The organism is Streptomyces atratus, from assembly GCF_900119365.1.
GTDB classification, from domain to species: Bacteria; Actinomycetota; Actinomycetes; order Streptomycetales; family Streptomycetaceae; genus Streptomyces; species Streptomyces atratus_B.
Genome location: NZ_FPJO01000041.1, coordinates 1 through 21,745, shown reverse-complemented (window position 1 = coordinate 21,745; position 21,745 = coordinate 1). Strand labels below are relative to the sequence as shown.

Annotated in this window: 18 protein-coding genes; 8 read left to right on the top strand and 10 right to left on the bottom strand. The window is 72.2% G+C overall.

Annotated elements, in window-relative coordinates; translation table 11 throughout:
- Positions 1-43: 43 nt before the first annotated feature.
- From BT364_RS35735 to BT364_RS35720, 4 genes are all read right to left on the bottom strand, one after another.
- Positions 44-3,700: a hydantoinase B/oxoprolinase family protein gene (locus tag BT364_RS35735; protein WP_072489351.1), complete on the bottom strand. Its 3,657-nt coding sequence runs from the start codon at positions 3,698-3,700 to the stop codon at positions 44-46.
- On the bottom strand, positions 3,697-4,179 hold the full coding sequence (locus tag BT364_RS44470; protein ID WP_072489350.1) for a hypothetical protein: 483 nt from the start codon (positions 4,177-4,179) through the stop codon (positions 3,697-3,699). Before BT364_RS44470 ends, BT364_RS35735 begins: the two co-directional genes overlap by 4 nt.
- 146 nt (positions 4,180-4,325) lie before the next feature.
- Positions 4,326-5,744, bottom strand: coding sequence for a hypothetical protein (locus BT364_RS35725; protein WP_072489349.1), 1,419 nt, complete (start codon positions 5,742-5,744; stop codon positions 4,326-4,328).
- Positions 5,745-5,963: 219 nt separating this feature from the next.
- A complete protein-coding gene (locus BT364_RS35720; RefSeq protein ID WP_072489348.1) occupies positions 5,964-6,356 on the bottom strand; it encodes an ankyrin repeat domain-containing protein in 393 nt (130 codons plus the stop codon).
- 314 nt (positions 6,357-6,670) lie between these two features.
- On the opposite strand from BT364_RS35720, the gene BT364_RS35715 reads away from it, so the two are divergent.
- The gene (locus BT364_RS35715) at positions 6,671-6,865 is read left to right on the top strand and encodes a hypothetical protein (RefSeq protein WP_018103962.1); all 195 of its coding nucleotides are present in this window, start codon (positions 6,671-6,673) and stop codon (positions 6,863-6,865) included.
- A gap of 37 nt (positions 6,866-6,902) precedes the next feature.
- Entirely contained in the window at positions 6,903-8,510 is a 1,608-nt protein-coding gene (locus BT364_RS35710) for an ATP-binding protein (protein WP_072489347.1), read from the top strand.
- Positions 8,511-8,568: 58 nt separating this feature from the next.
- On the opposite strand, the gene BT364_RS35705 is transcribed toward BT364_RS35710, so the two are convergent.
- A complete protein-coding gene (locus BT364_RS35705; RefSeq protein ID WP_072489346.1) occupies positions 8,569-10,068 on the bottom strand; it encodes an SCO1417 family PLP biosynthesis transcription factor in 1,500 nt (499 codons plus the stop codon).
- A gap of 102 nt (positions 10,069-10,170) precedes the next feature.
- On the opposite strand from BT364_RS35705, the gene yczE reads away from it, so the two are divergent.
- The 4 genes from yczE (at position 10,171) to BT364_RS35685 (ending at position 13,739) form a co-directional block, all read left to right on the top strand.
- Positions 10,171-10,908 carry a membrane protein YczE gene (yczE, locus tag BT364_RS35700; RefSeq protein ID WP_072489345.1) on the top strand — a complete coding sequence of 246 codons (738 nt, stop codon included), beginning with the start codon at positions 10,171-10,173 and terminating at the stop codon, positions 10,906-10,908.
- Positions 10,905-11,669, top strand: a complete 765-nt coding sequence (locus tag BT364_RS35695) for a glycerophosphodiester phosphodiesterase family protein (protein WP_072489344.1) — start codon at positions 10,905-10,907, stop codon at positions 11,667-11,669. The genes yczE and BT364_RS35695 overlap by 4 nt, the downstream gene beginning before the upstream one ends.
- 46 nt (positions 11,670-11,715) lie before the next feature.
- Positions 11,716-13,089: an MFS transporter gene (locus BT364_RS35690; RefSeq protein ID WP_072489343.1), complete on the top strand. Its 1,374-nt coding sequence runs from the start codon at positions 11,716-11,718 to the stop codon at positions 13,087-13,089.
- A gap of 275 nt (positions 13,090-13,364) precedes the next feature.
- On the top strand, positions 13,365-13,739 hold the full coding sequence (locus tag BT364_RS35685) for an RNA polymerase-binding protein RbpA (RefSeq protein ID WP_007262928.1): 375 nt from the start codon (positions 13,365-13,367) through the stop codon (positions 13,737-13,739).
- A gap of 117 nt (positions 13,740-13,856) precedes the next feature.
- Here the strand turns inward: BT364_RS35685 and fxsA are convergent, their stop codons facing one another.
- The 4 genes from fxsA to BT364_RS35665 form a co-directional block, all read right to left on the bottom strand.
- Positions 13,857-14,447 carry an FxsA family membrane protein gene (gene fxsA, locus BT364_RS35680; protein WP_072489368.1) on the bottom strand — a complete coding sequence of 197 codons (591 nt, stop codon included), beginning with the start codon at positions 14,445-14,447 and terminating at the stop codon, positions 13,857-13,859.
- Between the two features lie 99 nt (positions 14,448-14,546).
- Positions 14,547-15,314, bottom strand: a complete 768-nt coding sequence (locus BT364_RS35675) for a polyprenol monophosphomannose synthase (RefSeq protein WP_072489342.1) — start codon at positions 15,312-15,314, stop codon at positions 14,547-14,549.
- Positions 15,315-15,866: 552 nt separating this feature from the next.
- Complete coding sequence (locus BT364_RS35670) at positions 15,867-17,513, bottom strand: amidohydrolase (protein ID WP_072489341.1); 1,647 nt, start codon at positions 17,511-17,513, stop codon at positions 15,867-15,869.
- Positions 17,514-17,559: 46 nt separating this feature from the next.
- Positions 17,560-18,000 (bottom strand): Lrp/AsnC family transcriptional regulator, encoded by a 441-nt coding sequence (locus tag BT364_RS35665; protein ID WP_072489340.1) that lies wholly within the window; start codon positions 17,998-18,000, stop codon positions 17,560-17,562.
- A gap of 204 nt (positions 18,001-18,204) precedes the next feature.
- Between BT364_RS35665 and BT364_RS35660 the strand changes: the two genes are divergently transcribed.
- Positions 18,205-18,603, top strand: a complete 399-nt coding sequence (locus BT364_RS35660) for a hypothetical protein (protein ID WP_072489339.1) — start codon at positions 18,205-18,207, stop codon at positions 18,601-18,603.
- 464 nt (positions 18,604-19,067) lie between these two features.
- On the opposite strand, the gene BT364_RS35650 is transcribed toward BT364_RS35660, so the two are convergent.
- Positions 19,068-20,240 (bottom strand): acyl-CoA dehydrogenase family protein, encoded by a 1,173-nt coding sequence (locus BT364_RS35650; RefSeq protein ID WP_072489337.1) that lies wholly within the window; start codon positions 20,238-20,240, stop codon positions 19,068-19,070.
- A 374-nt stretch (positions 20,241-20,614) separates the two neighbouring features.
- Between BT364_RS35650 and BT364_RS35645 the strand changes: the two genes are divergently transcribed.
- On the top strand, positions 20,615-21,745 hold a 1,131-nt coding region (locus BT364_RS35645; RefSeq protein ID WP_072489336.1), incomplete at its 3' end, for a glycoside hydrolase family 18 protein.

Sequence of the window (21,745 nt, the reverse complement as noted above, 5' to 3'; positions counted from 1 at the left end):
GACGCAGAAGCGACCCCTGGCCCAGGGCCGGCCGGTAGTGGCGTCACGGCCGTTCCCCACCGCTCTCCGCACCGTCGTCGCGGCCCGGCTCCGGGGTTCCGTAGCCCCCGCCGCCCGGTGTGCGCAGCACCAGTACGTCCCCCGGCTCCAGCTCGGCCGTGTCGCAGCCGCGCAGCGGTGTGGCCGCCCGGTCGTCCGGGTGCTCGATGTGCTGGTCGCCCGGTGCGCCGGGTTCGCCGCCCGCCATGCCGTACGGCCGGATCCGGCGGTGGCCGGAGAGCAGCGCCACGGTGACGGGTTCCAGGAAGCGGATCCGCCGCTCCACGCCGCAGCCGCCGTGCCAGCGCCCGCCGCCCCCGCTGCCCTCGCGCACCCGGAAGCTCTCCAGCAGGACGGGGTAGCGCCATTCGAGGACTTCGGGGTCGGTGAGGCGGGAGTTGGTCATATGGGTCTGTACGGCGTCGGCACCGTCGAAGCCGTCGCCCGCGCCCGAGCCGCTCGCCACCGTCTCGTAGTACTGGACGCGTTCGTTGCCGAAGGTGAGGTTGTTCATGGTGCCCGAGCCCTCGGCCTGGATGCCGAGGGCCGCGTACAGGGCGCCGGTGACGGCCTGGGACGTCTCCACGTTTCCCGCGACGGTGGCCGCCGGGTGGACGGGGGCCAGCATGGAGCCCTCCGGAATCCGGACCTCCAGGGGCTTGAGGCAGCCGCTGTTGAGGGGGATGTCCTCGGCGACCAGGGTCCGGAAGACGTACAGCACGGCCGCCATGACCACGGATTTCGGTGCGTTGAAGTTGCCCGGCTGCTGCGGCGAGGTGCCGGTGAAGTCGACGACCGCGGAGCGGGCGGCCCGGTCCACGGTGAGGGCGACCTCGATGAACGCGCCGTTGTCGGTCTCGTAGCGACAGGCGCCGTCGTGCAGTCCGGCGATGATCCGGCGGACGGACTCCTCGGCGTTGTCCTGCACGTGCCCCATGTACGCGGCGACGGCTTCGGGCCCGAACTGCTCGACCATGCGGCGGAGTTCGGCGATGCCCTTCTCGTTGGCGGCGATCTGGGCGCGCAGGTCGGCGAGGTTGGCCTCCGGGTCGCGGGAGGGGTACGCGGCGGTGGTGAGCAGCTCGCGCGTCTCGTCCTCGCGGAACCTGCCGTCGCGTACCAGCAGCCAGTTGTCGAACAGCACCCCCTCCTCGTCGATGGTGCGGCTGAAGGCGGGCATGGAGCCGGGGGTGATGCCGCCGATCTCGGCGTGGTGTCCGCGTGAGGCCACGAGGAAGCACAGCTCCGGCCGCTCGCTGTCGGCCCCGTCGAACACCGGTGTCACCACGGTCACGTCGGGCAGGTGGGTTCCCCCGTGGTACGGATCGTTGATGGCGTACGCGTCACCGGGACGCATCGTGGCGCCGTTGCGCCGCAGGACCTCCTTGATGGACTCCCCCATCGAGCCGAGGTGGACGGGGATGTGCGGGGCGTTGGCGATCAGGTTGCCGTCCGTGTCGAAGAGTGCGCAGGAGAAGTCGAGCCGCTCCTTGATGTTGACGGAGTGCGCCGTGTTCTCCAGGCGCACCCCCATCTGCTCGGCGATCGACATGAAGAGGTTGTTGAAGACCTCCAGCATGACGGGGTCGACCCTGGTACCGACGGCCGTGCGGTCCGGGCGCGGGCGGACCCGGGTGAGCAGCAGATGGCCGGTGCCGGCGAGAGCGGCCCGCCAGCCCGGGTCGACGACGGTGGTGGCGTCCGCCTCGGCGATCACGGCGGGGCCGGTCACGGTGTCCCCGGGACGCAGTTCCTCGCGGCGGTGGAGCGGCGTGTCCTGCCATCGGCCGTCGGCGAACATCCGCACGGTGTCGCGCGGTCGGGGCTTGGTGCCCGCGCGGGGCGTGGGCTCGGCCGCGCGTGGCTCGTGCCGGCCGGCCGTTCCGGTCGCCTCGACCGAGACCGCCTCGACGACCAGGGGTTTGTCCATGGTGAACGCGTAGCGCGCCCGGTGCTCGGCGGTGAACGCCTCGGCCATGGCGGGTGCGGTGTCCAGGTCGACGGGGAGGCTCGAATCCGTACCGGCGTAGCGCAGCAGCACGCGGGCACGGGTGCTGATCGCACTGTCGGGGACGGCGTCGGCGCGCAGTTCGGCGCGGGTCCGGGCGGCCAGTTCGTCGCAGAGTTCGCCCACCTCGGTCCGGGCCGCCTCGTTCAGTTCCGCCTCCACCGACTGCTCGCGCATCGCGGTGGCGTCGGCGAGGCCGATGCCGTACGCGGACAGCACACCCGCCAGCGGCGGTACGAGGACGGTGTCGATGCCCAGGGAGTCGGCGACGGCGCAGACGTGCTGGCCACCGGCGCCGCCGAAGCCGGTCAGGGCGTAGCGGGTGATGTCGTGCCCGCGCTGCACGGAGATCTTCTTGACCGCGTTCGCCATGTTGAGCACGGCGATCTCCAGGAAACCGGCGGCGGTCTCGGCGGCCGTGCGCCGTGTTCCGGTGGCCCGCGTCACGTCCTCGGCGAGCGCGTCGAAGCGTTCGCGGACCAGGTCGGCGTCGAGCGGGAGGTCACCGTCCGGTCCGAAGACGGCGGGGAAGTGCGCGGGCTGGATCCGGCCGAGCATCACATTGGCGTCGGTGACGGTCAGCGGGCCGCCGCGGCGGTAGCAGGCCGGGCCGGGGGTCGCGCCCGCCGAGTCGGGGCCGACCCGGTAGCGCCGGCCGTCGAAGTGCAGGACGGAGCCGCCGCCGGCCGCGACGGTGTGGATGCTCATCATCGGGGCACGCATCCGCACACCGGCGACCTGGGTGCCGAGCTCGCGCTCGAACTCGCCCGCGTAGTGGGACACATCGGTGGACGTTCCGCCCATGTCGAAGCCGATGACCCGGCGGAATCCGGCCTGTTCGGAGGTGCGGGCCATGCCGACCACGCCGCCGGCCGGGCCGGAGAGCACCGCGTCCTTGCCCCGGAAGTGGGAGGCCTCGCGCAGCCCGCCGTTGGACTGCATGAACATCAGCCGGATGCCGTCGAGTTCACCGGCGACCCCGTCGACGTACCGGCGCAGGATCGGTGAGAGATAGGCGTCGACGACGGTGGTGTCGCCGCGCGGTACGAGCTTGATCAGCGGGCTCACCTCGTGCGAGCAGCTGACCTGGGTGAAGCCCGCCTCGCGGGCCGCTTCGGCCACGGCGCTCTCGTGTCCGGGGTGGCGATAGCCGTGCATCAGGACGACGGCGGCGCTGCGCAGTCCGTCGGCGCGGGCGGCCCTCAGCCGTTCGGTGACCGCTTCCCGGTCCAGTGGGGTGACGACCCGGCCGTGGGCGTCGATCCGTTCGGGGACCTCGATCACCCGCTCGTACACGGCCTCGGGCAGCAGGATGCGGCGGTCGAAGAGCCGCGGCCGGTTCTGGTACGCGATGCGCAGGGCGTCCCGGAAGCCTTCCGTGATGACCAGGACGGTCGGTTCGCCGTGCCGCTCCAGCAGGGCGTTGGTGGCGACCGTGGTGCCGATCCGCACCGCGGCGACCCGGTCGGCGGGGACCGGGTCGCCGGGGCCGAGGCCGAGCAGCGCCCGGATTCCGGCCACGGCGGCGTCGCGGTAGCGGTCCGGGTCGTGGGAGAGCAGCTTGCGGGTGACCAGGTGCCCGCCGGGATCCCGGCCCACGACATCGGTGAACGTCCCGCCTCGGTCGATCCAGAACTCCCAGCGTCCGGTCATCCCTCCATACTGACCCGCGGCACGGACGACGGCCCGGACGGCCCGGCCCCCTGCACGCCGGTCGGCTCTACGGCGGTCAGCGCGCTCCGCAGGGCCTCCTCGGCACGCCCGTCGAGGTGTGCGACCGTGCCGCACGCCCGGTGCCGCAGCTCCGCTCCGGCCAGGCACAGCAGCCGGGGCAGGAGATCGGTGCTCCGGCGGGCCAGCCGGCCGGTGCCGGCGGTGGCGAGCCGGAGCCATGAGTCGAGGCGGCTCGGGGGCGGCCGGCGGGGCTCGAGCCCGGGTGCGGCGCCGGTGGCCGGTCCTCGGGCGGCCGGCAGCGCGTGGAAGCCCGCCGCGGCCGTACGGTGACCGCGTTCGGCGGCGACGACGAGCGGCTCGTGACCGCGGCCGACGAGATGCCGGGCCGTCTGGAGGGTGCAGTGGGCCACGCCGTTGACATCGGGCGGGAAGGACTCGGTGACGATGACGACACGCATGTGCGTGTTGTCGCCACGCCGGGCGTGACCGGGCCGACTTGGATCTTTCCGCCCGGGGAACGTCCCGTGAGCGTTTGGGCCGGGGTGCTTGCGGGCCCGCCCGTTCGCGCCGCGCGCCCCCGACGCGCGTCGCTGTTCGTACTCGGTCAGACCGCGGGGGTGTCGGGCCCGATCCGGCTGCGTACCGCCGTCTGCACCTCGGCCTCCTCGGCCGGGTCGGCGGCGAGGCGGCGGAGTCGCTCGGCGACCCTGATGTCGCCGGTCTCCGCGTGGAGTGCGGCGACCTCTCGGGTGGTCTCCTCGCAGTCCCACAGGCATTCGACGGCGAATCCGGTGGCGAAGGAGGGATCGGTGGCGGCCAGTGCGCGGGCCGCCCGGCCGCGCAGATGCGAGGAGGAGGTCTCCCGGTAGACGTGCCGCAGCACGGGGGCGGCGCAGGCGATGCCGAGCCGTCCCGTGCCGTCGACGAGGGTCCACAGGCGTGGTGCGTCCGGTCCCTCGCCCCGTACGGCCTCGCGGAGTGCGCCGAGGACCAGCGGGGCGTCCTGGGCACCGCCCCGGCAGGCGAGCACACCGGCCGCGGAGGCGCCGAGCGCGTCGGGCCGCCGGGCCCAGCGCCGGGCGCGGTCCACCGCCGCGTCGCCGCACATCCGCTCGAAGGCGGCGACGGATGCGTCGGCGACGGTGCGCGAGGCGCTGACCGCCGCGGCCTCGATCAGGTCGAGCACGGCCGGGTCCCTGGCCTCGGCCAGGTAGTGCAGCGCGGCACAGCGTGCGCCCTCCGGGCCGCTGCGGGCGGCCTCGACGATCGTGGGCCGGTCCTCGGGGCCCGCGACGGCGGTGAGGCAGCGGGCGGCCGGCACATGGAGGGTGCTGCCGCGTTCGAGTCCCTGCTGGGCCCAGTCGAAGACCGCCTGGACGCTCCAGCCCGGACGGGGGCCGCCGGGCCGCAGCTGGCGCTGCCAGCGGTCGAACGAGCCCTGTTCCGAGGCGGCTCGGACCCTGGCGCCGACCGCGTCGCGCGGGTCGTCCGCCCACAGCCGCCAGGGGCGGGGCTCGTAGGCGTCCCGTACGGCGGCGGCCAGCTCGGCGGCGCCCTCCTCGGTGGCCGGGAACCGGCCGAGCACGGGTACGGCCAGGGCACGGAGTCCCGCGTCGTCGTCGCGCAGGGCGAGCTCGTCGAGGGCCCAGGCCCAGTTGGCGCCGGTCGCGGCGTACCGCCGCAGCAGGGCCAGGGCGTCGCCGCGTCCGTACGAGGCGAGGTGGCCGAGCACGGCGAGGGCCAGCCCGGTGCGCGAGTCGTCGGTGTCGAGGTGGTCGTCGGGATCGCACAGGTGCCGTTCGATCTCTTCGATGCCGCCGTCGAGGTCGAGATAAAGGCGCGCGTAGTAGAGGGAGCGGTTCTCCACCTGCCAGTCGTGACGCGGATCGCTCAGGACGCAGTGGTTGAGAGCCGCCAGGGCCTCGGGGCGTGGTGCGGCGAGTGCGTGGAGCGTGCCGTCGCCGCGGCCCCTCTGCAGCAGACCGAGCAGGGTGCCGCTCGGCGCTATGAACGGATCAAACATGGAAAAAGCCTCACATCAAGCTGTCGACGCAACCGGGACTGTGCAGTTCCAAGTGCCGGGTGGGCACTACGCCGCGCAGCAACATGATCGGCCGACCGCCGTCTTCTGCTTGGTGTAGACCATCTTCCTCTGCCTCTCGTCGGTGGCCCGGAGCCGGGCCCGCGACGTCATGATGACCCAGCCATTTCGCCACCGCGACCACATTTACGGCGTACCCGGTCAGCGGGAGCCGAAGAGTTCCAGCAGGTCGGCCTTGCCGAACATGCGAGCGGTGTCGAGGGCGGAGGGCGTTCCGGCGGCCGGATCGGCCCCTGCGGAGAGCAGCGCCTCGATCACCGCGTCCTCGCCCTTGAAGACGGCACCGGCGAGCGGCGTCTGCCCGCGGTCGTTGGCCCGGTCCGGGTCGGCGCCGCGGCCGACGAGGGCCGTGACTGCGGCGGCGTGCCCGTGGTAGGCGGCGAGCATCAGCAGCGAATCGCCCCGGTCGTTCGTGAGGTTGGCGGGGACACCGGCGTCGACGTACGCGGCGAGCGCGTCGGTCTCACCTCGGCGGGCGAGGTCGAAGACCTTCGTCGCCAGCTCGACCACCTCGGGATCGGGTGTTTCGCTCATCGGACGGACCGCCTTCCATCAACCGGTTTCACCACTGTCGACCTGCCGCGACGTACGCCGTGGGGGCCGTACGAGTGAACCGACAGGGTACTGCCCGGCCGGGCACTTGACCCGGCCCACCCGTGGCAAAGGATCACGAATGGTGCCGCGGAACAGTACGCGACACCGGATGTTCCACCTCACCGGGATCACCCGGGCGGCCATTCGAGTGAAAATAACGACTTTTCACCCAATTGCAGCTTTTATCGTATAGATACTTCCGGTGAACCTGGAAGGACTCATGGTGACTGTCCCCCCAACCAGGAGAACCACTCATGATCCTGTCCATGTCAGGCGTCGTCATCCTCGGCATCATCGTCTTCCTGTTCTTCAGGAAGGACGGCCTCAAGGCCTCGCACGCCCTCGTCACTGCCCTGTTCGGCTTCTATCTGGCAGGCACCGCCATCGCACCGAGTATCACCGCGGGCGGCGCGAGTCTCGCCGGCCTCCTGGGCGGGATCAAGTTCTGACCCTCCGCGACCGCTCCCACCCCGTCAGGAGACCGACGTGGCCCGGCGACCACTCCCCCGCATTCTGAGCAGCGGCAGCGCCTCGATCACTCGCAGTCGCGAGTTCGCGCGCACGGCCGCCGACAACGCCACGGACGTCCTCCATCCGCTGATCACGATCACTCGTGGTCTGCGGCTGCTGGCCGGAGCCGGACGGCAGAAGTGGGCCGCGACGCCCAAGGACAAGCGTGGCCCCACGCTGTTCCTCGTCGCGGCCTGCGTACTCGCGTTCGCGCTCATGCCGTACGGGGGTCTGATCGCCCTCGTCACGGTGATGGGCGCGGCCGCCTGGACGGGGCGGGAGCGGACACCCGTGAAGACCGGCCCCGACGAGGCCGAGACCGCACGGCTGCGCTCGCTGTACGAGGCGCTCGTGCCGTACTTCTCGGTGGCTGAGGACCCCGGACCGCTCTTCTCCCACGGCGGCGACTGGGAGAAGGCCTTCAGCGGTTACGAATTCGACGGCGACGGACGGCTGACCCGTCTCCAGGTGACGTACCCCGCCTACTTCACCGACAGCGAGGCCGCCTCCCGTGCCCGGATCGAGCGGCTGCTGCACGCCAAGTCCGGCCGCGGCCGCGAATACCACTTCGCCTGGGACGAGGAGGGCAACCGGCTCGTCATGAGTGTCCTCGGCGCCCTGCCCACCTCGATCGGCGCCCAGCGCTTCGTCACCGCCCCCGGCGAGACCGTACTGGGCTTCACCGACGGCGACGCGGTGCAGCGCACCGTTCCGGTGCACGACGGCGACACCACCCGCGACGCCCCACCGGTCGTCTGGCGCACCGGCGCCCGCTCCACCGAGCCGCACCTGCTGGTGATCGGCCAGCCCGGCAGCGGCACCACCACCCTGATGCGCTCCATCGCCCTGCAGGCGCTCCAGCACGGCGACATCCTGATCGTCGAAGGCGGCGGGACCGGCGAGTACGCCTGCCTGACCGGGCGGGACGGCGTGCTGGCCGTGGAGTGCGGGCCGGCCGGCGCACTGACGACCCTGGAGTGGGCCGCCCACGAGACGGAGCGGCGGCTGATCGCCGCGAACCGCGCGCGGCAGGCCGGCCACCCCGTGCCCGACGACATCAGGCGCCCGCTCTGGATCCTGCTGGACCGGCCCGGTGTCCTCGGCCATCTGGCCGCCGCCGACGGCAGGCGCGATCCGCAGGAGCTGCTCCAGGTGCCGCTGCGGCACGGCAGGGCGGCCAACGTGACCGTGGTGCTGACCGATCAGTTCGACGGCCTGGACACCCTCGGCGAGACCGTGCGCACGCACTGCCGGGCCCGGGTCGTGCTCGGTCACTGCTCCCGCGAGCAGGTGGAGTCGGTGCTCGGCACCGAGCCGCACACCACCCCGGCCGCCGATGTCCCGCCCGGCCGCGGATACGCGCGGCTCGGCACCGGTCCGGTGCTCCGGCTGCAGGTCCCGGCCACGCCCGATCCGTACGACGAGGCGACCGGCGAGGCGGAGCGGCAGGCGGTCCTCGGGCTGCTCCCCGAGCGGCAGGAGCCGGTCGTCGAGGCGGCCGTGCCGGCCGCATCGGGCGTCCCGGAGCCGGTGCTGCCGCGCTCCGTGACCGTGGCGGCCGACGGCATGGCGGTCACCGACTGAACGCACGTGCCCGCGGGGTGAGGGACCGGCGGTCCCCCACCCCGCACCCGTTTCCGGGTCAGGCGACGAACGTCCGCGGCGCCTCGGCCCCTGCGGCCGCCCCCGAACCGACCAGCTGCGCCGCCGCCGCGAGCCGTACCGCCGCCTCGTCCGCGACCGGCCCCGCGACCGTGAACGGCAGCCGTACGTACCCCTCGAAGGCGCCGTCGACCCCGAACCGGGGACCGGACGGGACGCGTACGCCGACCCGCTCCCCGGCCACCGCCAGCCGGGAGCCGGAGAGGCCGCCGGTCCGCACCCAGAGCGTCAGGCCGCCGAGCGGAACGGAGAACTCCCAGTCGGGCAGCTCCCGGCGGACCGCGGCGACGAGCGCGTCCCGGTTCTCCCGCGCCTGCTCGCGCCGGACCTGCACGGCCTCCTCCCAGCCGCCGGTGCGCATGAGCCAGTTCACGGCGAGCTGCTCGAGGACGGGTGTGCCCATGTCGGCATAGGCGCGGGCGGCGACCAGGCTGCGGATCACGTCCGGGGCGGCGCGCACCCAGCCGATCCGCATGCCCGCCCAGAATGCCTTGCTCGCCGATCCGACCGTGATCACGGTGGAGCCCGCCGGATCGAAGGCGCAGACCCGGCGCGGCATCCGCACATCGGGGTCGAGGCAGAGCTCGTTCATGGTCTCGTCGACGACCAGGACCGTACCGGCGGAACGCGCCGCGTCCACCAGCGCACGCCGCCGGTCCTCGTCGGCCAGCGCTCCGGTGGGATTGTGGAAGTCGGCGACGACGTAGGCGAGCCGCGGCGCCGCGTCCCGCAGCACCTGCCGCCACCGGTTCATGTCCCAGCCGCCGAGCCCCTCCTCCATCGCCACCGGCACCAGCCGGGCACCCGCCTCCCGCATCAGCTGCAGGATGTTGGCATAGCTCGGGGACTCCACCGCGATCCGCTCGCCGCGGCCCGCGAAGAGATGGCAGATCGCGTCGATCGCGCCCATCGCACCGGTGGTGACCATGATCTGTTCGGGCATGGTCGGGATGCCGCGTCCGGTGTAGCGGTCGGCGATCATCTGCCGCAGCGCGGGCAGCCCGGCGGGGTAGTCGCCGTGGGTGTGGGCGTACGGCGCGAGCTCCTCGACGGCGCCCTGGACCGCCCGGGTCAGCCACGGCTCCGGGGCGGGCAGCGAGGCGCAGCCCAGGTCGATCATCGAGCCGAGGGACTCCGGGGGCAGCGGCTCCAGACCGCGTGCGGGCAGCGGGTTCCCGGCGGGCACGGCGGTCCAGCTGCCGGCTCCCCGGCGGGACTCCAGGAACCCCTCGGTCCGCAGCGCCTCGTACGCGGCGGCGACGGTGGTGCGGCTGACGGAGAGGGCGAGGGCCAGCTCGCGTTCGGCAGGGAGCCTGGCGGCGACCGGCACCCGGCCTTCGAGGACGAGCAGACGGATCCCGTCGGCCAGCGCACGATAGGCGGGCGGCCTGCGGGCGCCCGGTCCGGCGGGCCGGGGCTGTTGGGCCTGGAGCTGCCGGGCGAGCTGCGCCGCGCCCACCGCCGAAGTCCACTGAGCCATGGAAATCAGTCCACCTTCCTCGGATTGGCCATAGTTGGCAGCCAATCCCCTGCCACAGAGTGACATGCGGCAGTCCACCATCACCACACCAGGGGGCATCTCTTGTCCAACGGCACCGCCCCTCGCGGGGCTCACCTCACCCGTCGCCTGATCCAGCTGTACGCCGGTCTCGCACTGTACGGAGCCAGCTCCGCGCTCCTGGTCCGCGCCGGTCTGGGGCTCGAACCCTGGGGCGTGCTGCATCAGGGGCTCGCCGAGCGCTCCGGACTGTCCATCGGGGTCGTCTCGATCATCGTCGGCGCCGCCGTCCTTCTGCTGTGGATACCGCTCAGGCAGCGTCCGGGCCTGGGCACCGTCTCCAATGTCTTCGCCGTCGGCATAGCCATGGACGGCACGCTCGCGCTCGTACCCGACGTGCACGGCCTCGCCGCGCAGTCCGCCGTGATGGCCGCGGGGGTCGTGGTCAACGGCGTCGCCACGGGGCTGTACATCGCGGCGCGGTTCGGCCCGGGGCCCCGCGACGGGCTGATGACCGGACTGCATCTGCGCACCGGCCGCTCCATCCGGCTGGTGCGGACGCTGATCGAGGTGGCGGTCGTGGCGACCGGCTTCCTGCTCGGCGGCACCCTCGGGGCGGGTACGGTCGTGTACGCCCTGGCCATCGGCCCGCTCGCCCAGTTCTTCCTGCGCTCCTTCGCGGTCGGCGGGAAGCCCGTGGCGGGAAGCGGCAACGACGGGGAGACCGGGACCGGCGGGGAGGACGCCGTCGCGCCCGCGGCGGACAACGGCGACACCACCGTCACCCCCCGGACACCGGAGCAGGCCATACTTCCGCAGTGACCTCCGTACGCCACCCCTATCTGGACCATCCCGCGACGATCGCGTTCGCCCACCGAGGCGGTGCGGCGGACGGGATCGAGAACACCACGGCCGCGTTCCGCCGGGCCGCCCACGCCGGGTACCGCTACTTCGAGACCGATGTGCACACCACCTCGGACGGCCGCCTGGTCGCCTTCCACGACGCCACCCTGGACCGGGTGACGGACGCCCGCGGCCGGATAGCCGAGCTGCCGTGGAGCGAGGTGCGACGGGCCAGAGTGGCGGGCCGGGAGCCGCTGCCGCTGTTCGAGGAGCTGCTGGAGACGTTCCCCGGGGCCCGCTGGAACGTCGACATCAAGGCCGCGTCCGCGCTGGTCCCGCTGGTCGAGCTGATCCGCCGCACGGACGCCTGGGACCGGGTGTGCGTCGGCTCGTTCTCGGAGGCCCGGGTCGCCAGGGCGCACCGGCTGGCGGGCCCCCGGCTCGCCACCTCCTACGGCGTCCGGGGGGTGCTCGGGCTGCGGCTGCGCTCCTATGGGATCCCGGCCGCGCTGCGGGCGGGCGCGGTGTGCGCGCAGGTGCCGGAGAGCCAGAACGGCGTCCGGGTGGTCGACCGGCGCTTCGTGCGCGAGGCGCACGCGCGGGGGCTCCAGGTGCACGTCTGGACCGTGAACGAGCCCGAGCGGATGGCAGCGCTCCTCGATCTCGGTGTGGATGGCATCATGACCGATCACATCGAGACGCTGCGCACGGTGTTGAGCGAGCGGGGGGCCTGGGCCTGACGCCGGCCGTGCCAGGTCTTCACGGGGAGAGACGAGGGGGTGCGGGTTGAGCGCCGAGACCGCGGAAACCGCTGAACCGACGGAACCGACTGCGGATTCCGCCGCTGCCGCGAGCCGCAGAAGTGAACAACGCGGCTGGTATTTCTACGACTTCGCCTGCTCCGTCTACTCGACGAGCGTCCTGACGGTCTTCATCGGCCCCTATCTCACCTCGATAGCCAAGGCGGCCGCCGACGCCGACGGCTTTGTGCACCCGCTCGGCATTCCGGTCCGCGCCGGGTCACTGTTCGCCTACGCGGTCTCCGTGTCCGTGGTGGTCGCGGTGATCGTGATGCCGATCGTGGGCGCCGCCGCGGACCGTACGGGGCGCAAGAAGCCGCTGCTCGCGGCCGCCGCCTACGCCGGGGCGACAGCGACCACCGGCATGTTCTTCCTGGACGGCCACCGCTATCTGCTGGGCGCCTTCCTGCTGATCGTGGCGAACGCCGCGATCTCGGTCTCGATGGTGCTCTACAACGCGTATCTGCCGCAGATCGCCGAGCCGGAGGAACGGGACGCGGTCTCCTCGCGCGGCTGGGCCTTCGGCTACACCTCGGGCGCGCTCGTCCTGGTCCTGAACCTGGTCCTGTACACGGGCCACGACTCCTTCGGCCTCTCCCAGTCCGACGCGGTACGGATCTGTCTCGCCTCGGCCGGCCTGTGGTGGGGCGCCTTCACGCTGGTGCCGCTGCGCCGGCTGCGCGACCGGCGCGTGACGGCAGGCGGCGAGGGGGCGGTCGGTTCGGGCTGGCGGCAGCTGATGGCCACCCTGCGCGACATGCGCCGCCATCCGCTGACGCTCTCCTTCCTGCTGGCGTACCTCGTCTACAACGACGGTGTGCAGACGGTGATCTCCCAGGCCTCGGTGTACGGCTCGGAGGAGCTGGGCCTCGACCAGACCACCCTGATCACGGCGGTGCTGCTGGTGCAGGTGCTCGCGGTGGCCGGAGCGCTGGGGATGGGCCGGCTGGCGCGGTCGTACGGTGCGAAGCGCACGATCCTCGGCTCGCTCGTCGTCTGGACGCTGATTCTCGTCGCCGGATTTTTCCTGCCTGCCGGAGCGCCGGTCTTCTTCTATGTACTGGCGTCGGCGATCGGCCTGGTGCTGGGCGGCAGCCAGGCACTGTCGCGCTCGCTCTTCTCCCATCTGGTGCCGCGTGGCAAGGAGGCCGAGTACTTCTCCGCGTACGAGATGAGCGACCGCGGGCTGAGCTGGCTGGGGCCGCTGGTGTTCGGACTCGCGTATCAGCTGACCGGCAGCTACCGGGATGCGATCATCTCGTTGGTGATCTTCTTCGTGGTCGGTTCCGTGCTGCTCGCGAGGGTGCCGATCCGGCGGGCCGTGGCGGCCGCGGGCAATCCCGTACCGGAACGGATTTAGACGTTGAAGTGAAAGGCCGGTAGTGTACGCCTTTGGCCTGTCCGGAGGACCGTTACTGCGAGCGGAAGAAGCCAAAGCGTTGGGTGACAACTTCCGCCAGATGTGACAAACCGGGCATCGCTGGGTACTTGGAACCCTGGGAAACCTGAAAAAGCAGCGGCACGACGGGCGACGCATGACCGGCAACGGGAATCTTTACCGCCGACCGGACGTTGACCGGATGACGACGACAGCGACACCTGTCCTGTGGGCGACAAGCCCGGGAGGCACGATTCATGAGTGAGCGAGCTCTCCGCGGCACGCGACTCGTGGTTACCAGCTACGAGACGGACCGCGGCATCGATCTGGCCCCGCGCCAGGCGGTGGAGTACGCATGCCAGAACGGACATCGATTTGAGATGCCGTTCTCGGTAGAGGCGGAAATTCCGCCGGAGTGGGAGTGCAAGGCGTGCGGCGCCATGGCACTCCTGGTGGACGGGGATGGCCCCGAGGAGAAGAAGGGCAAGCCTGCGCGTACGCACTGGGACATGCTCATGGAGCGGCGCACACGCGAGGAGCTGGAGGAAGTGCTCGCCGAGAGGCTGGCGGTCCTGCGCTCCGGAGCCATGAACATCGCCGTGCACCCGCGGGACAGCAGGAAGTCCGCCTGACCGACCGCGTAACACCGCAGTACGACAGAGCCGCGGGCCGTGACACCGACTGTGTGTCACGGCCCGCGGCTCTTTCGTGGTGTGCTCCGTCGCAGCGCGACGGGCGCTCCCGCCCGCTCAGGACGTCAGCGGTGGCCGCGGGCCCTCGTCGGGGCGTGCGCCGGGCCGTGCGCCCTCCTCGCGGATGACCTCACCCTGCACGACTTTTCCGTCCGGCCGGTGGATGCGGGCCTGCTGGAAGGCGTCGGAGAGGCTGCCAGGGCTCGCGGCACGCATCCGGCGCTCCAGCGACCGCTCCGCGTACCGGCCGAGCCACGAGCGGACCGGCGGCACCAGCAGCAGAAGCCCCGCGACGTCCGAGACGATGCCCGGGATCATCAGCAGCAGCCCGCCGAGCATCAGGAAGCCGTTGCCCCTGCCGCTTGAGCCGGTGGCCGGCGGGGCGGCGGCCGCCCCGGGCTGCCCCGGCATCTGCTGGAGGGTCTCGGTGAGGTTGCGGAAGGCCCGGCGGCCGGCCCGCTTCATCACGGCGGCCCCGAGCACGATGCCCGCCGCCAGGAGCAGCAGCACGGTGAACCCGCCCGCCGCATCGGCCACGACGGTGAGCAGCCAGATCTCCAGCACCGCCCAGGCGGCGATGGCGAGGGGGACGAGAGTACGGGCGCGGGAGCGCTTGGGGGCGGTCGGGGGCGGTGTGCCGGTCGTCATGGTCCCCAGTGTGCCCGTACGGCCGTCCGAACGGCACAAGGGGGTGATCATGGGCGGCTGCCCCGATGCCCCGCCGCCGTCGGCGGCGGGCCCGGCGGATCAGAGCTCCTTGCGGCCCAGGACCCGGTTCGTACGGGAGGTGACGCCCCAGGAGGTGACCCGCCAGAGCGCCTCGACCAGGATGTCGCGGCTCATCTTCGAGTCGCCGATCTCCCGGTCGACGAAGGTGATCGGGACCTCGACGACGTGATAGCCGGCCTCGACGGCCCGGCGGGCCAGGTCGACCTGGAAGCAGTAGCCCTGCGAGGCGACCTGGTCGAGGCCGATGCCGTCCAGGGTCTCGGCGCGGAAGGCCCGGTAGCCGCCGGTGACGTCCCTGGTCCGCAGCCCGAGGAGGAGCCGGGAGTAGGTGCTGCCGCCGCGGGAGATCATTTCGCGGGACTTCGGCCAGTTGACCACGCGCCCGCCCGGCACCCAGCGGGAGCCGAGCACCAGGTCGGCGCCCTTGAGCGCGGTGAGCAGCCTGGGCAGTTCCTCGGGCTGGTGGGAGCCGTCGGCATCCATCTCCACGAGCACGCCGTAGCCGTGTTCGGTGCCCCAGCGGAATCCCGCGAGGTAGGCGGCGCCGAGCCCTTCCTTGCCCTTGCGGTGCAGCACCTGGACCTGGCTGTCCCCGGAGGCGATCTCGTCGGCGATCTTGCCGGTGCCGTCCGGGCTGTTGTCATCGGCGACCAGGATGTCGGCGTCCGGCACAGCGGCGCGCACCCGGCTGACGATCGGCTTGATGTTCTCGGCCTCGTTGTAGGTCGGAATGATCACCAGGATTCTGCCGAGCGGGCCGTACCGCCGCTGACCGCCGTCGTTCACTTACTGCCCCTTAAGTCCGTACGCAGGTGCACACCATATCCAGCGGACGGGGACCCATCGCCGACACGGTCGGACGGGGCTGTTCGGCGCCGGGGACAGAAGGACGGAAGTGCGGACAGAAACCCGGGTGCGCACGCGGACGGGGGCTACGGATGGGGGCCCAGCGCCCTTCGGGCCGACCTGGGACCCGCTGGCTGCGGGTCGACCTAGAGCCGTTGTCTACTGAACGTCCGGGCCCCACCCGGGTCGCACCGCCGTCCGGATGAAACCTTCCCTCGCCCCCGAGGCGCGGACGCTGAACCTGGCTGTCAGTGACGGTGTGCCGGTGCGGCACACCTCCCCATGACCCAGCGGCGTTCGACGACATGCGTGGAGGTTCAACCGGTCGGACGTCCTGTGGTGGACTCGGCCGAACCTACCGGCCGGTGGGCGCGTTCTGTCAATAGCCGTCTGACCTGCAATATTTACGAAACTTGCCTGGTCAGTAGCGAAGATCCGCAGGTCGCGGCGGAGCGGGGACCACTATCGGCGACGATGCGAAATGTCCGCACGTCACTCGTTCGGCCGCGCATAGACAGTTTGTCCGAAGACCACGGTCCTCAGGCAGACCGGCAGCTCGGCGCCGGGGGTGAGATCGGGCAGGCCGGGCGTCCCCGACCGGGGGTCGGTGGACCAGCGGGCGACCCGGTCGTCCGGGGCCTGGACCACCAGGTCAGCGGTGCGCCAGACCGCGTAGTCGGCCGGGGCGCCGGGCACCAGGATCCCCGCGTCGTCGCGGCCGATGGCCCGCCAGCCGCCCCGGGTGTGGGCGGTGAAGCCCGCCCGTACGGAGATCCGGTGTTCGGACGTGCGGTGGAAGGCGGCGGCCCGTACGGTGCCCCACGGGTCGAGCGGGGTCACCGGGCTGTCGGAGCCGAAGGCCAGGGGCACGCCGGCCCGCAGGAGCGCCGCGTACGGGTTGAGGGACCTGGCCCGCTCGACGCCGAGCCGCTGTGCGTACATGCCCTCCTCGCCGCCCCAGGCCGCGTCGAAGGCGGGCTGGACGGAGGCGGTCAGACCCAGCTCCGCGAACGCGGCGACAGTCTCGGGGGTGAGCATCTCGGCGTGCTCGACCCGGTGCCGGGCGCCCCGGATCCGGGGCAGGCCGAGCGTCTCGGCGGCGGCCCGGACCCCTTCCACCACGGCGGAGACCGCCGCGTCCCCGATGGCGTGGAAGCCGGCCTGCAGCCCCGCCTCGGTGCACGCGGTGACATGGGCTGCGATCTGCGCCGCGTCCAGGTGGGCGGTGCCCGTGTCTCCGGCCGGCCCGTCGGCGTACGGCTCGTGCAGGCAGGCGGTGTGCGAGCCGAGCGAGCCGTCCACGAAGAGGTCCCCGGCCGCTCCGACGGCGCCGAGCTCCCTGATCCGACGGGCGTCCTTCTCGTCGGCGACCTGCTCGGCCCAGTAGCCGAAGACCCGCGGTCCGCTCTGAGCGGCGGCGAGCTTCAGCAGTGCGGCGAAGTCCTCCTCGTCGGAGATGTCGGGGCCGCCGCACTCGTGGACGGTGCCGATGCCGAGCGACGCGGCGTGCCGCAGGGCGGCGCGCTGGGCGTCGGCACGCTGCCGCGGCGAGACGGCGCCGTGGGCCGCGGAGCGGACCGCGTGGTGGGCCGCGCCGGTCAGCGGGGCGTCGGGGTGGTAGCCGGTCAGCCCGGTGACGCCGGGGACCAGGTCGAGCAGGGCGGTGGTGACGACGGCGGAGTGCACATCGATCCGGGGCAGGTAGGCCGGCCGTCCTCCGGCCGCCGCGTCGAGCTCGCCGCGCGACGGGGGGCGCTGCTCCGGCCAGCGCGTGGCGTCCCAGCCGTGGCCGAGGACGACCCGGTCCTCGGGGTGGGCGGCCACGTACGCGCGCAGCAGGCCGAGCGCCTCGTCGAGGGTCCGGGCGCCGGACAGGTCGAGGCCGGTGAGGGCCAGGCCGGTCGAAGTGGTGTGGACGTGGGCGTCGGTGAACGCGGGGGTGACCAGCGCACCGTCGAGGTCGATCACTTCGTCGACGCCGCTCGCGAAGGCGTCGGCGGCCCCTTCCGAGCCCACCCAGGCGACATGGCCGCGTTCGACCACCATGGCGGTGGCGAAGGGGTCGGCGGGGCTGTGGACGTCTCCACCGCGCAGCAGCACGGTGCGGTGTTCGCTCTGGGGGGCGGTGCTCTCGGTCATGGGACCAGTCTCGCGCCTGCGGGGAGCCGCGCGGTCCCCGGCCCCCTCAGATCCGTGGCGGCCGGGCCTCGTACGGCGTGGACAGCACCACCGTGGTCCGGGTGGAGACACCGGCGAGCGAGCGGATCCGGGTGAGCAGGTGCTCCAGCTCCAGCGGCGTGGCGACGCGGACCTTGAGGATGTAGTTCTCGTCACCCGCGACGCTGTGGCACGCCTCCAGCTCAGGGACGTCCGCGAGCCGCTCGGCGATGTCGTCCGGCGCGCTCGGGTCGAAGGGTTTCACCGAGATGAACGCGGTGAGCGGCAGGCCGACGGCCTCGGGGTCGACGACCGCGGCGTAGCCCCGGATCACCCCGCGCTGCTCCAGCCTGCGGACACGCTGATGAACGGCCGATGTGGACAGGCCCGTGGCCTTGCCCAGGTCGGTGTAGCTCATCCGCCCGTCCTTGACGAGCAACTCCACGATCTGTCGGTCCAGCTCCTCCATACGGATCAACCTATTGCCCCAGGTCCCTCCAGGCACAGCGGCAGGAGCTCCGGAAGGGGCCCCTGCGGCAGGCATGTGACGAATGCCACAGGTTTACGGGTGGGTAGCGGGCCACCTGGCGGTTACGGCCGTCGCACGACGGGAAGTGCTTGCTGTGGTCGAGGCCCTGTCGCCTGGTCGGCCCACCTGAGGGGGGAATTTCCCATGCAGAGCCTGAAGCTCACCGGACGTACCGAACCGGATCCCGTCGAGGATGCTGCGCCCGTCGAGGACACCGCTCCCGACGCGTACGACACCTTCGAGATGTACCGGGTGATCTGCCCGGACTGCGCGCAGCCGATCGCGCTGCTGGCGGGCGAGGAGGTGCTGCCGGAGCACGCGCTGTGCCCGACGCCGTGGAATCCGTTCGTGCTGACCGTCTGCGCCGGTACGGGCCGCGCGGCGTCGCAGTCGCGGCCCGCCGACGATTCGCTCGACGCCCAGGAGCAGGAGACGGGCCTGCTGTTGACGCTCCCTCAGGGGCTGGACTGGAGAATGCAGCCGTTCTCGCACGCCGGCGGCCCCGGCTCGCGCCCGCTGCGGATGCGGCGCGACGCCGCCTGACAGCCGCTCCCGCGTGCGCGCGGGACCGGCCCGGACACACATCCGGGCCCCACAGCCCATCTGCGCCCGCACCACGACGGCCCGGCCGCGTGGTGCCCGCTGAGGACCGCCTGCCGCCCGGGGACGGGGCGAACGGGCTCTCGATTCGGCCGGACAGTGACCAGGGCCCGCCCGGCGCCGTTGGCCAGGCATGACCCTGCTGCACTCAACGGCCGGTCCCGGCCGCCGCCGCCTCGCCGCTCCCACCGCCGAAGAATCGGTTCCGCAGCCCGGTTCGCGACCGGTGCCCCAGCCCGTGCCTCCCCGTTCGGTGCCGCGACCGGTGCCGCACTCCACCGATCCGCCCATCTACCGGGCGTTGCTGCGCCATTGGGAGAGCGCCGACCGCACCCTGCCGGGCCGCCATGACCAGGAGTGGAACCGGATCATGGCGACGCCCGTGTGGTCGGACCGGCCGCTGCGGGTCAGCGTGACTCAGGACCCGCGAGGTGGCGTGCGATGACCATCCGCTGGATCTGATTGGTGCCCTCGACGATCTGCAGCACCTTGGCCTCGCGCATCAGCCGCTCGACGGGGAAGTCGAGGGTGTAGCCGTAGCCGCCGAGCACCTGGACGGCGTCGACGGTGACCCGCATGGCCGTGTCCGTGCAGAACAGCTTGGCCATGGCCGCCTGGCGCGAGAAGGGCTTGCCCTCGTCGCGGAGCCGGGCGGCCTCCAGGTAGAGCGCGCGACCCGCCTCGATCTGGGTGGCCATGTCGGCGAGCATGAAGCGCAGCCCCTGGAAGTCCGCGATGGGGCGGCCGAATTGCTGCCTTCCGGAGGCGTAGCCGACGGCCTCGCCCAGGGCGGCCTGGGCGACGCCGATCGCGCAGGCGGCGATGCCCAGGCGCCCGGAGTCGAGTGCGGACAGGGCGATCGCGAAGCCCTGGCCCTCTTCGCCGATCCGGCGCGCGTCGGACACCCGTACGCCGTCGAAGTTCAGCTGGGCGGTGGGCGAGCCCTTCATGCCCATCTTCTTCTCGGGGGCGGCCGCGTTGAGCCCCTCGGCGTCGCCGGGGACCAGGAACGCGGTGATGCCGCGGGCGCCCTCGGCTCCGGTGCGGGCCAGGACCGTGTAGAAGTCGGCGATGCCGCCGTGGGTGATCCACGCCTTGGTGCCGGTGACGACCCAGTCGTCGCCGTCGCGTACGGCCTTCGTGCGGAGCGAGGCGGCATCGGAGCCCGCGGCGGGCTCCGAGAGGCAGTAGGCGCCCAGCAGGCCGCCTCCCAGCATCGCCGGGAGGTGTTCGGCCCGCTGCTCCTTGGTGCCGTATCCGGCGACCGCGTGGCAGGCGAGGGAATGGACGCTGACGCCGAGGCCGACGGTGAGCCGGGCGGCCGCGAGCTCTTCGAGGACCTGGAGGTAGACCTCGTACGGCTGGTCGCCACCGCCGTACGCGGAGTCGTAGGGCAGTCCCAGCAGTCCGGAGTCGGAGAGCAGTGTGAAGACTTCGCGCGGGAACCGGCCCGCTTCCTCCTCCTCGGCCGCCCCGGGCGCGATCTCGCGCTGGGCGATGTCGCGGACGAGCGCGACGAGTTGCCTGGACTCCTCGGTGGGCAGACGGCGTTCCACCAATTGCGAAGCACGGTCGGTCATGACGGCGCTCTCCTCCCTGTCGGGCGTTGCGACGGTCGCGCGCGAGGGGTGTGGGCGGCGCCGCCGGGGGCTTCCGGGCGGAGCCCGGAAAAGCACTGCTGTCCAGCCGACGCCGCCCCCCTCGGATTACGAGAGCTGCTGGCCAGCGGCTGTGGCGGCTTGAGTATGCCCGATCGGACGATATCCGTCACGGGGTGACCGGGCTACTCGGCACCGGGCGGAACGATCACCGGAGTTGGTCCGAACCATTGACCCGACTGGTCTAGTCCATCTACGGTTCCCAGCGGAACGGTCTCTGCGCGTTCATGCCAAGTACACGCGACGGCCGACCGTCAGCCCCCACAAGCAAGTTCCCTCCCCCACGAGGAGACAAGATGTTCGGACTGCATCGTCCACACGCCCGCTTCCGGGCGCTCGCCGCAGCCGCCTGTACCGCCGCCCTCGGCGCCACCCTGCTGGGTGTCGCGGGCACCGCGTCGGCCGGCACTCCCCCCACCACGCGAGCAGCGGCCCCCGCCTCCGTCGGCGCCACCCCCACGGCGGCCGGCGGCAAGGTGGTCGGATACTTCACCAACTGGGGTGTATACGGCCGCAATTACCACGTCAGGAACATCGAGACGTCCGGCTCGGCCGACAAGCTCACGCACATCAACTACGCCTTCGGCAACGTCACCGGCGGCAAGTGCGCGATCGGCGACTCGTACGCCGACTACGAGAAGGCGTACACCGCCGACCAGTCCGTCGACGGTGTGGCGGACACCTGGGACCAGGATCTGCGCGGCAACTTCAACCAGCTGCGCAAGCTGAAGAAGCTGCACCCGGACCTGAAGGTCATCTGGTCGTTCGGCGGCTGGACCTGGTCCGGTGGCTTCGGTGAGGCCGCGAAGAACCCGGCCGCGTTCGCCGAGTCCTGCTACAACCTGGTGGAGGACCCGCGCTGGGCCGATGTCTTCGACGGCATCGACATCGACTGGGAGTACCCCAACGCCTGCGGCCTGACCTGCGACACCAGCGGCCCCGCCGCGCTCAAGGGCCTCACCACCGCGCTGCGCTCGAAGTTCGGCAGCAACAACCTCGTCACGGCCGCCATCACCGCCGACGGCTCCGACGGCGGCAAGATCGACGCCGCCGACTACGCCGGCGCCGCCCAGTCCCTGGACTGGTACAACGTGATGACGTACGACTTCTTCGGCGCCTGGGACGCCAAGGGCCCGACCGCCCCGCACTCCCCGCTCACCTCGTACAACGGCATCCCGAAGGCCGGCTTCAGCTCCGCCGACGCCATCACCAAGCTGAAGGCCCAGGGCGTCCCCGCCTCCAAGATGCTGCTCGGCATCGGCTTCTACGGCCGCGGCTGGACCGGCGTCACCCAGGACGCACCCGGCGGCACCGCCACCGGCGCCGCCCCCGGCACCTACGAAGCCGGCATCGAGGACTACAAGGTCCTCAAGAACAGCTGCCCGGCCACCGGCACCGTCGCCGGCACCGCCTACGCCCACTGCGGC

Coding starts and splice junctions, on each gene's coding strand:
- BT364_RS44470 (WP_072489350.1), bottom strand. CDS start 4,179: ATGCGTGTCGTCATCGTCACCGAGTCCTTCCCGCCCGATGTCAACGGC.
- BT364_RS35715 (WP_018103962.1), top strand. CDS start 6,671: ATGATCCTGTCCATGTCAGGCGTCGTCATCCTCGGCATCATCGTCTTC.
- BT364_RS35665 (WP_072489340.1), bottom strand. CDS start 18,000: ATGGAGGAGCTGGACCGACAGATCGTGGAGTTGCTCGTCAAGGACGGG.
- BT364_RS35685 (WP_007262928.1), top strand. CDS start 13,365: ATGAGTGAGCGAGCTCTCCGCGGCACGCGACTCGTGGTTACCAGCTAC.
- BT364_RS35720 (WP_072489348.1), bottom strand. CDS start 6,356: ATGAGCGAAACACCCGATCCCGAGGTGGTCGAGCTGGCGACGAAGGTC.
- fxsA (WP_072489368.1), bottom strand. CDS start 14,447: ATGACGACCGGCACACCGCCCCCGACCGCCCCCAAGCGCTCCCGCGCC.
- BT364_RS35670 (WP_072489341.1), bottom strand. CDS start 17,513: ATGACCGAGAGCACCGCCCCCCAGAGCGAACACCGCACCGTGCTGCTG.
- BT364_RS35660 (WP_072489339.1), top strand. CDS start 18,205: ATGCAGAGCCTGAAGCTCACCGGACGTACCGAACCGGATCCCGTCGAG.
- BT364_RS35735 (WP_072489351.1), bottom strand. CDS start 3,700: ATGACCGGACGCTGGGAGTTCTGGATCGACCGAGGCGGGACGTTCACC.
- BT364_RS35725 (WP_072489349.1), bottom strand. CDS start 5,744: ATGTTTGATCCGTTCATAGCGCCGAGCGGCACCCTGCTCGGTCTGCTG.
- BT364_RS35650 (WP_072489337.1), bottom strand. CDS start 20,240: ATGACCGACCGTGCTTCGCAATTGGTGGAACGCCGTCTGCCCACCGAG.
- BT364_RS35705 (WP_072489346.1), bottom strand. CDS start 10,068: ATGGCTCAGTGGACTTCGGCGGTGGGCGCGGCGCAGCTCGCCCGGCAG.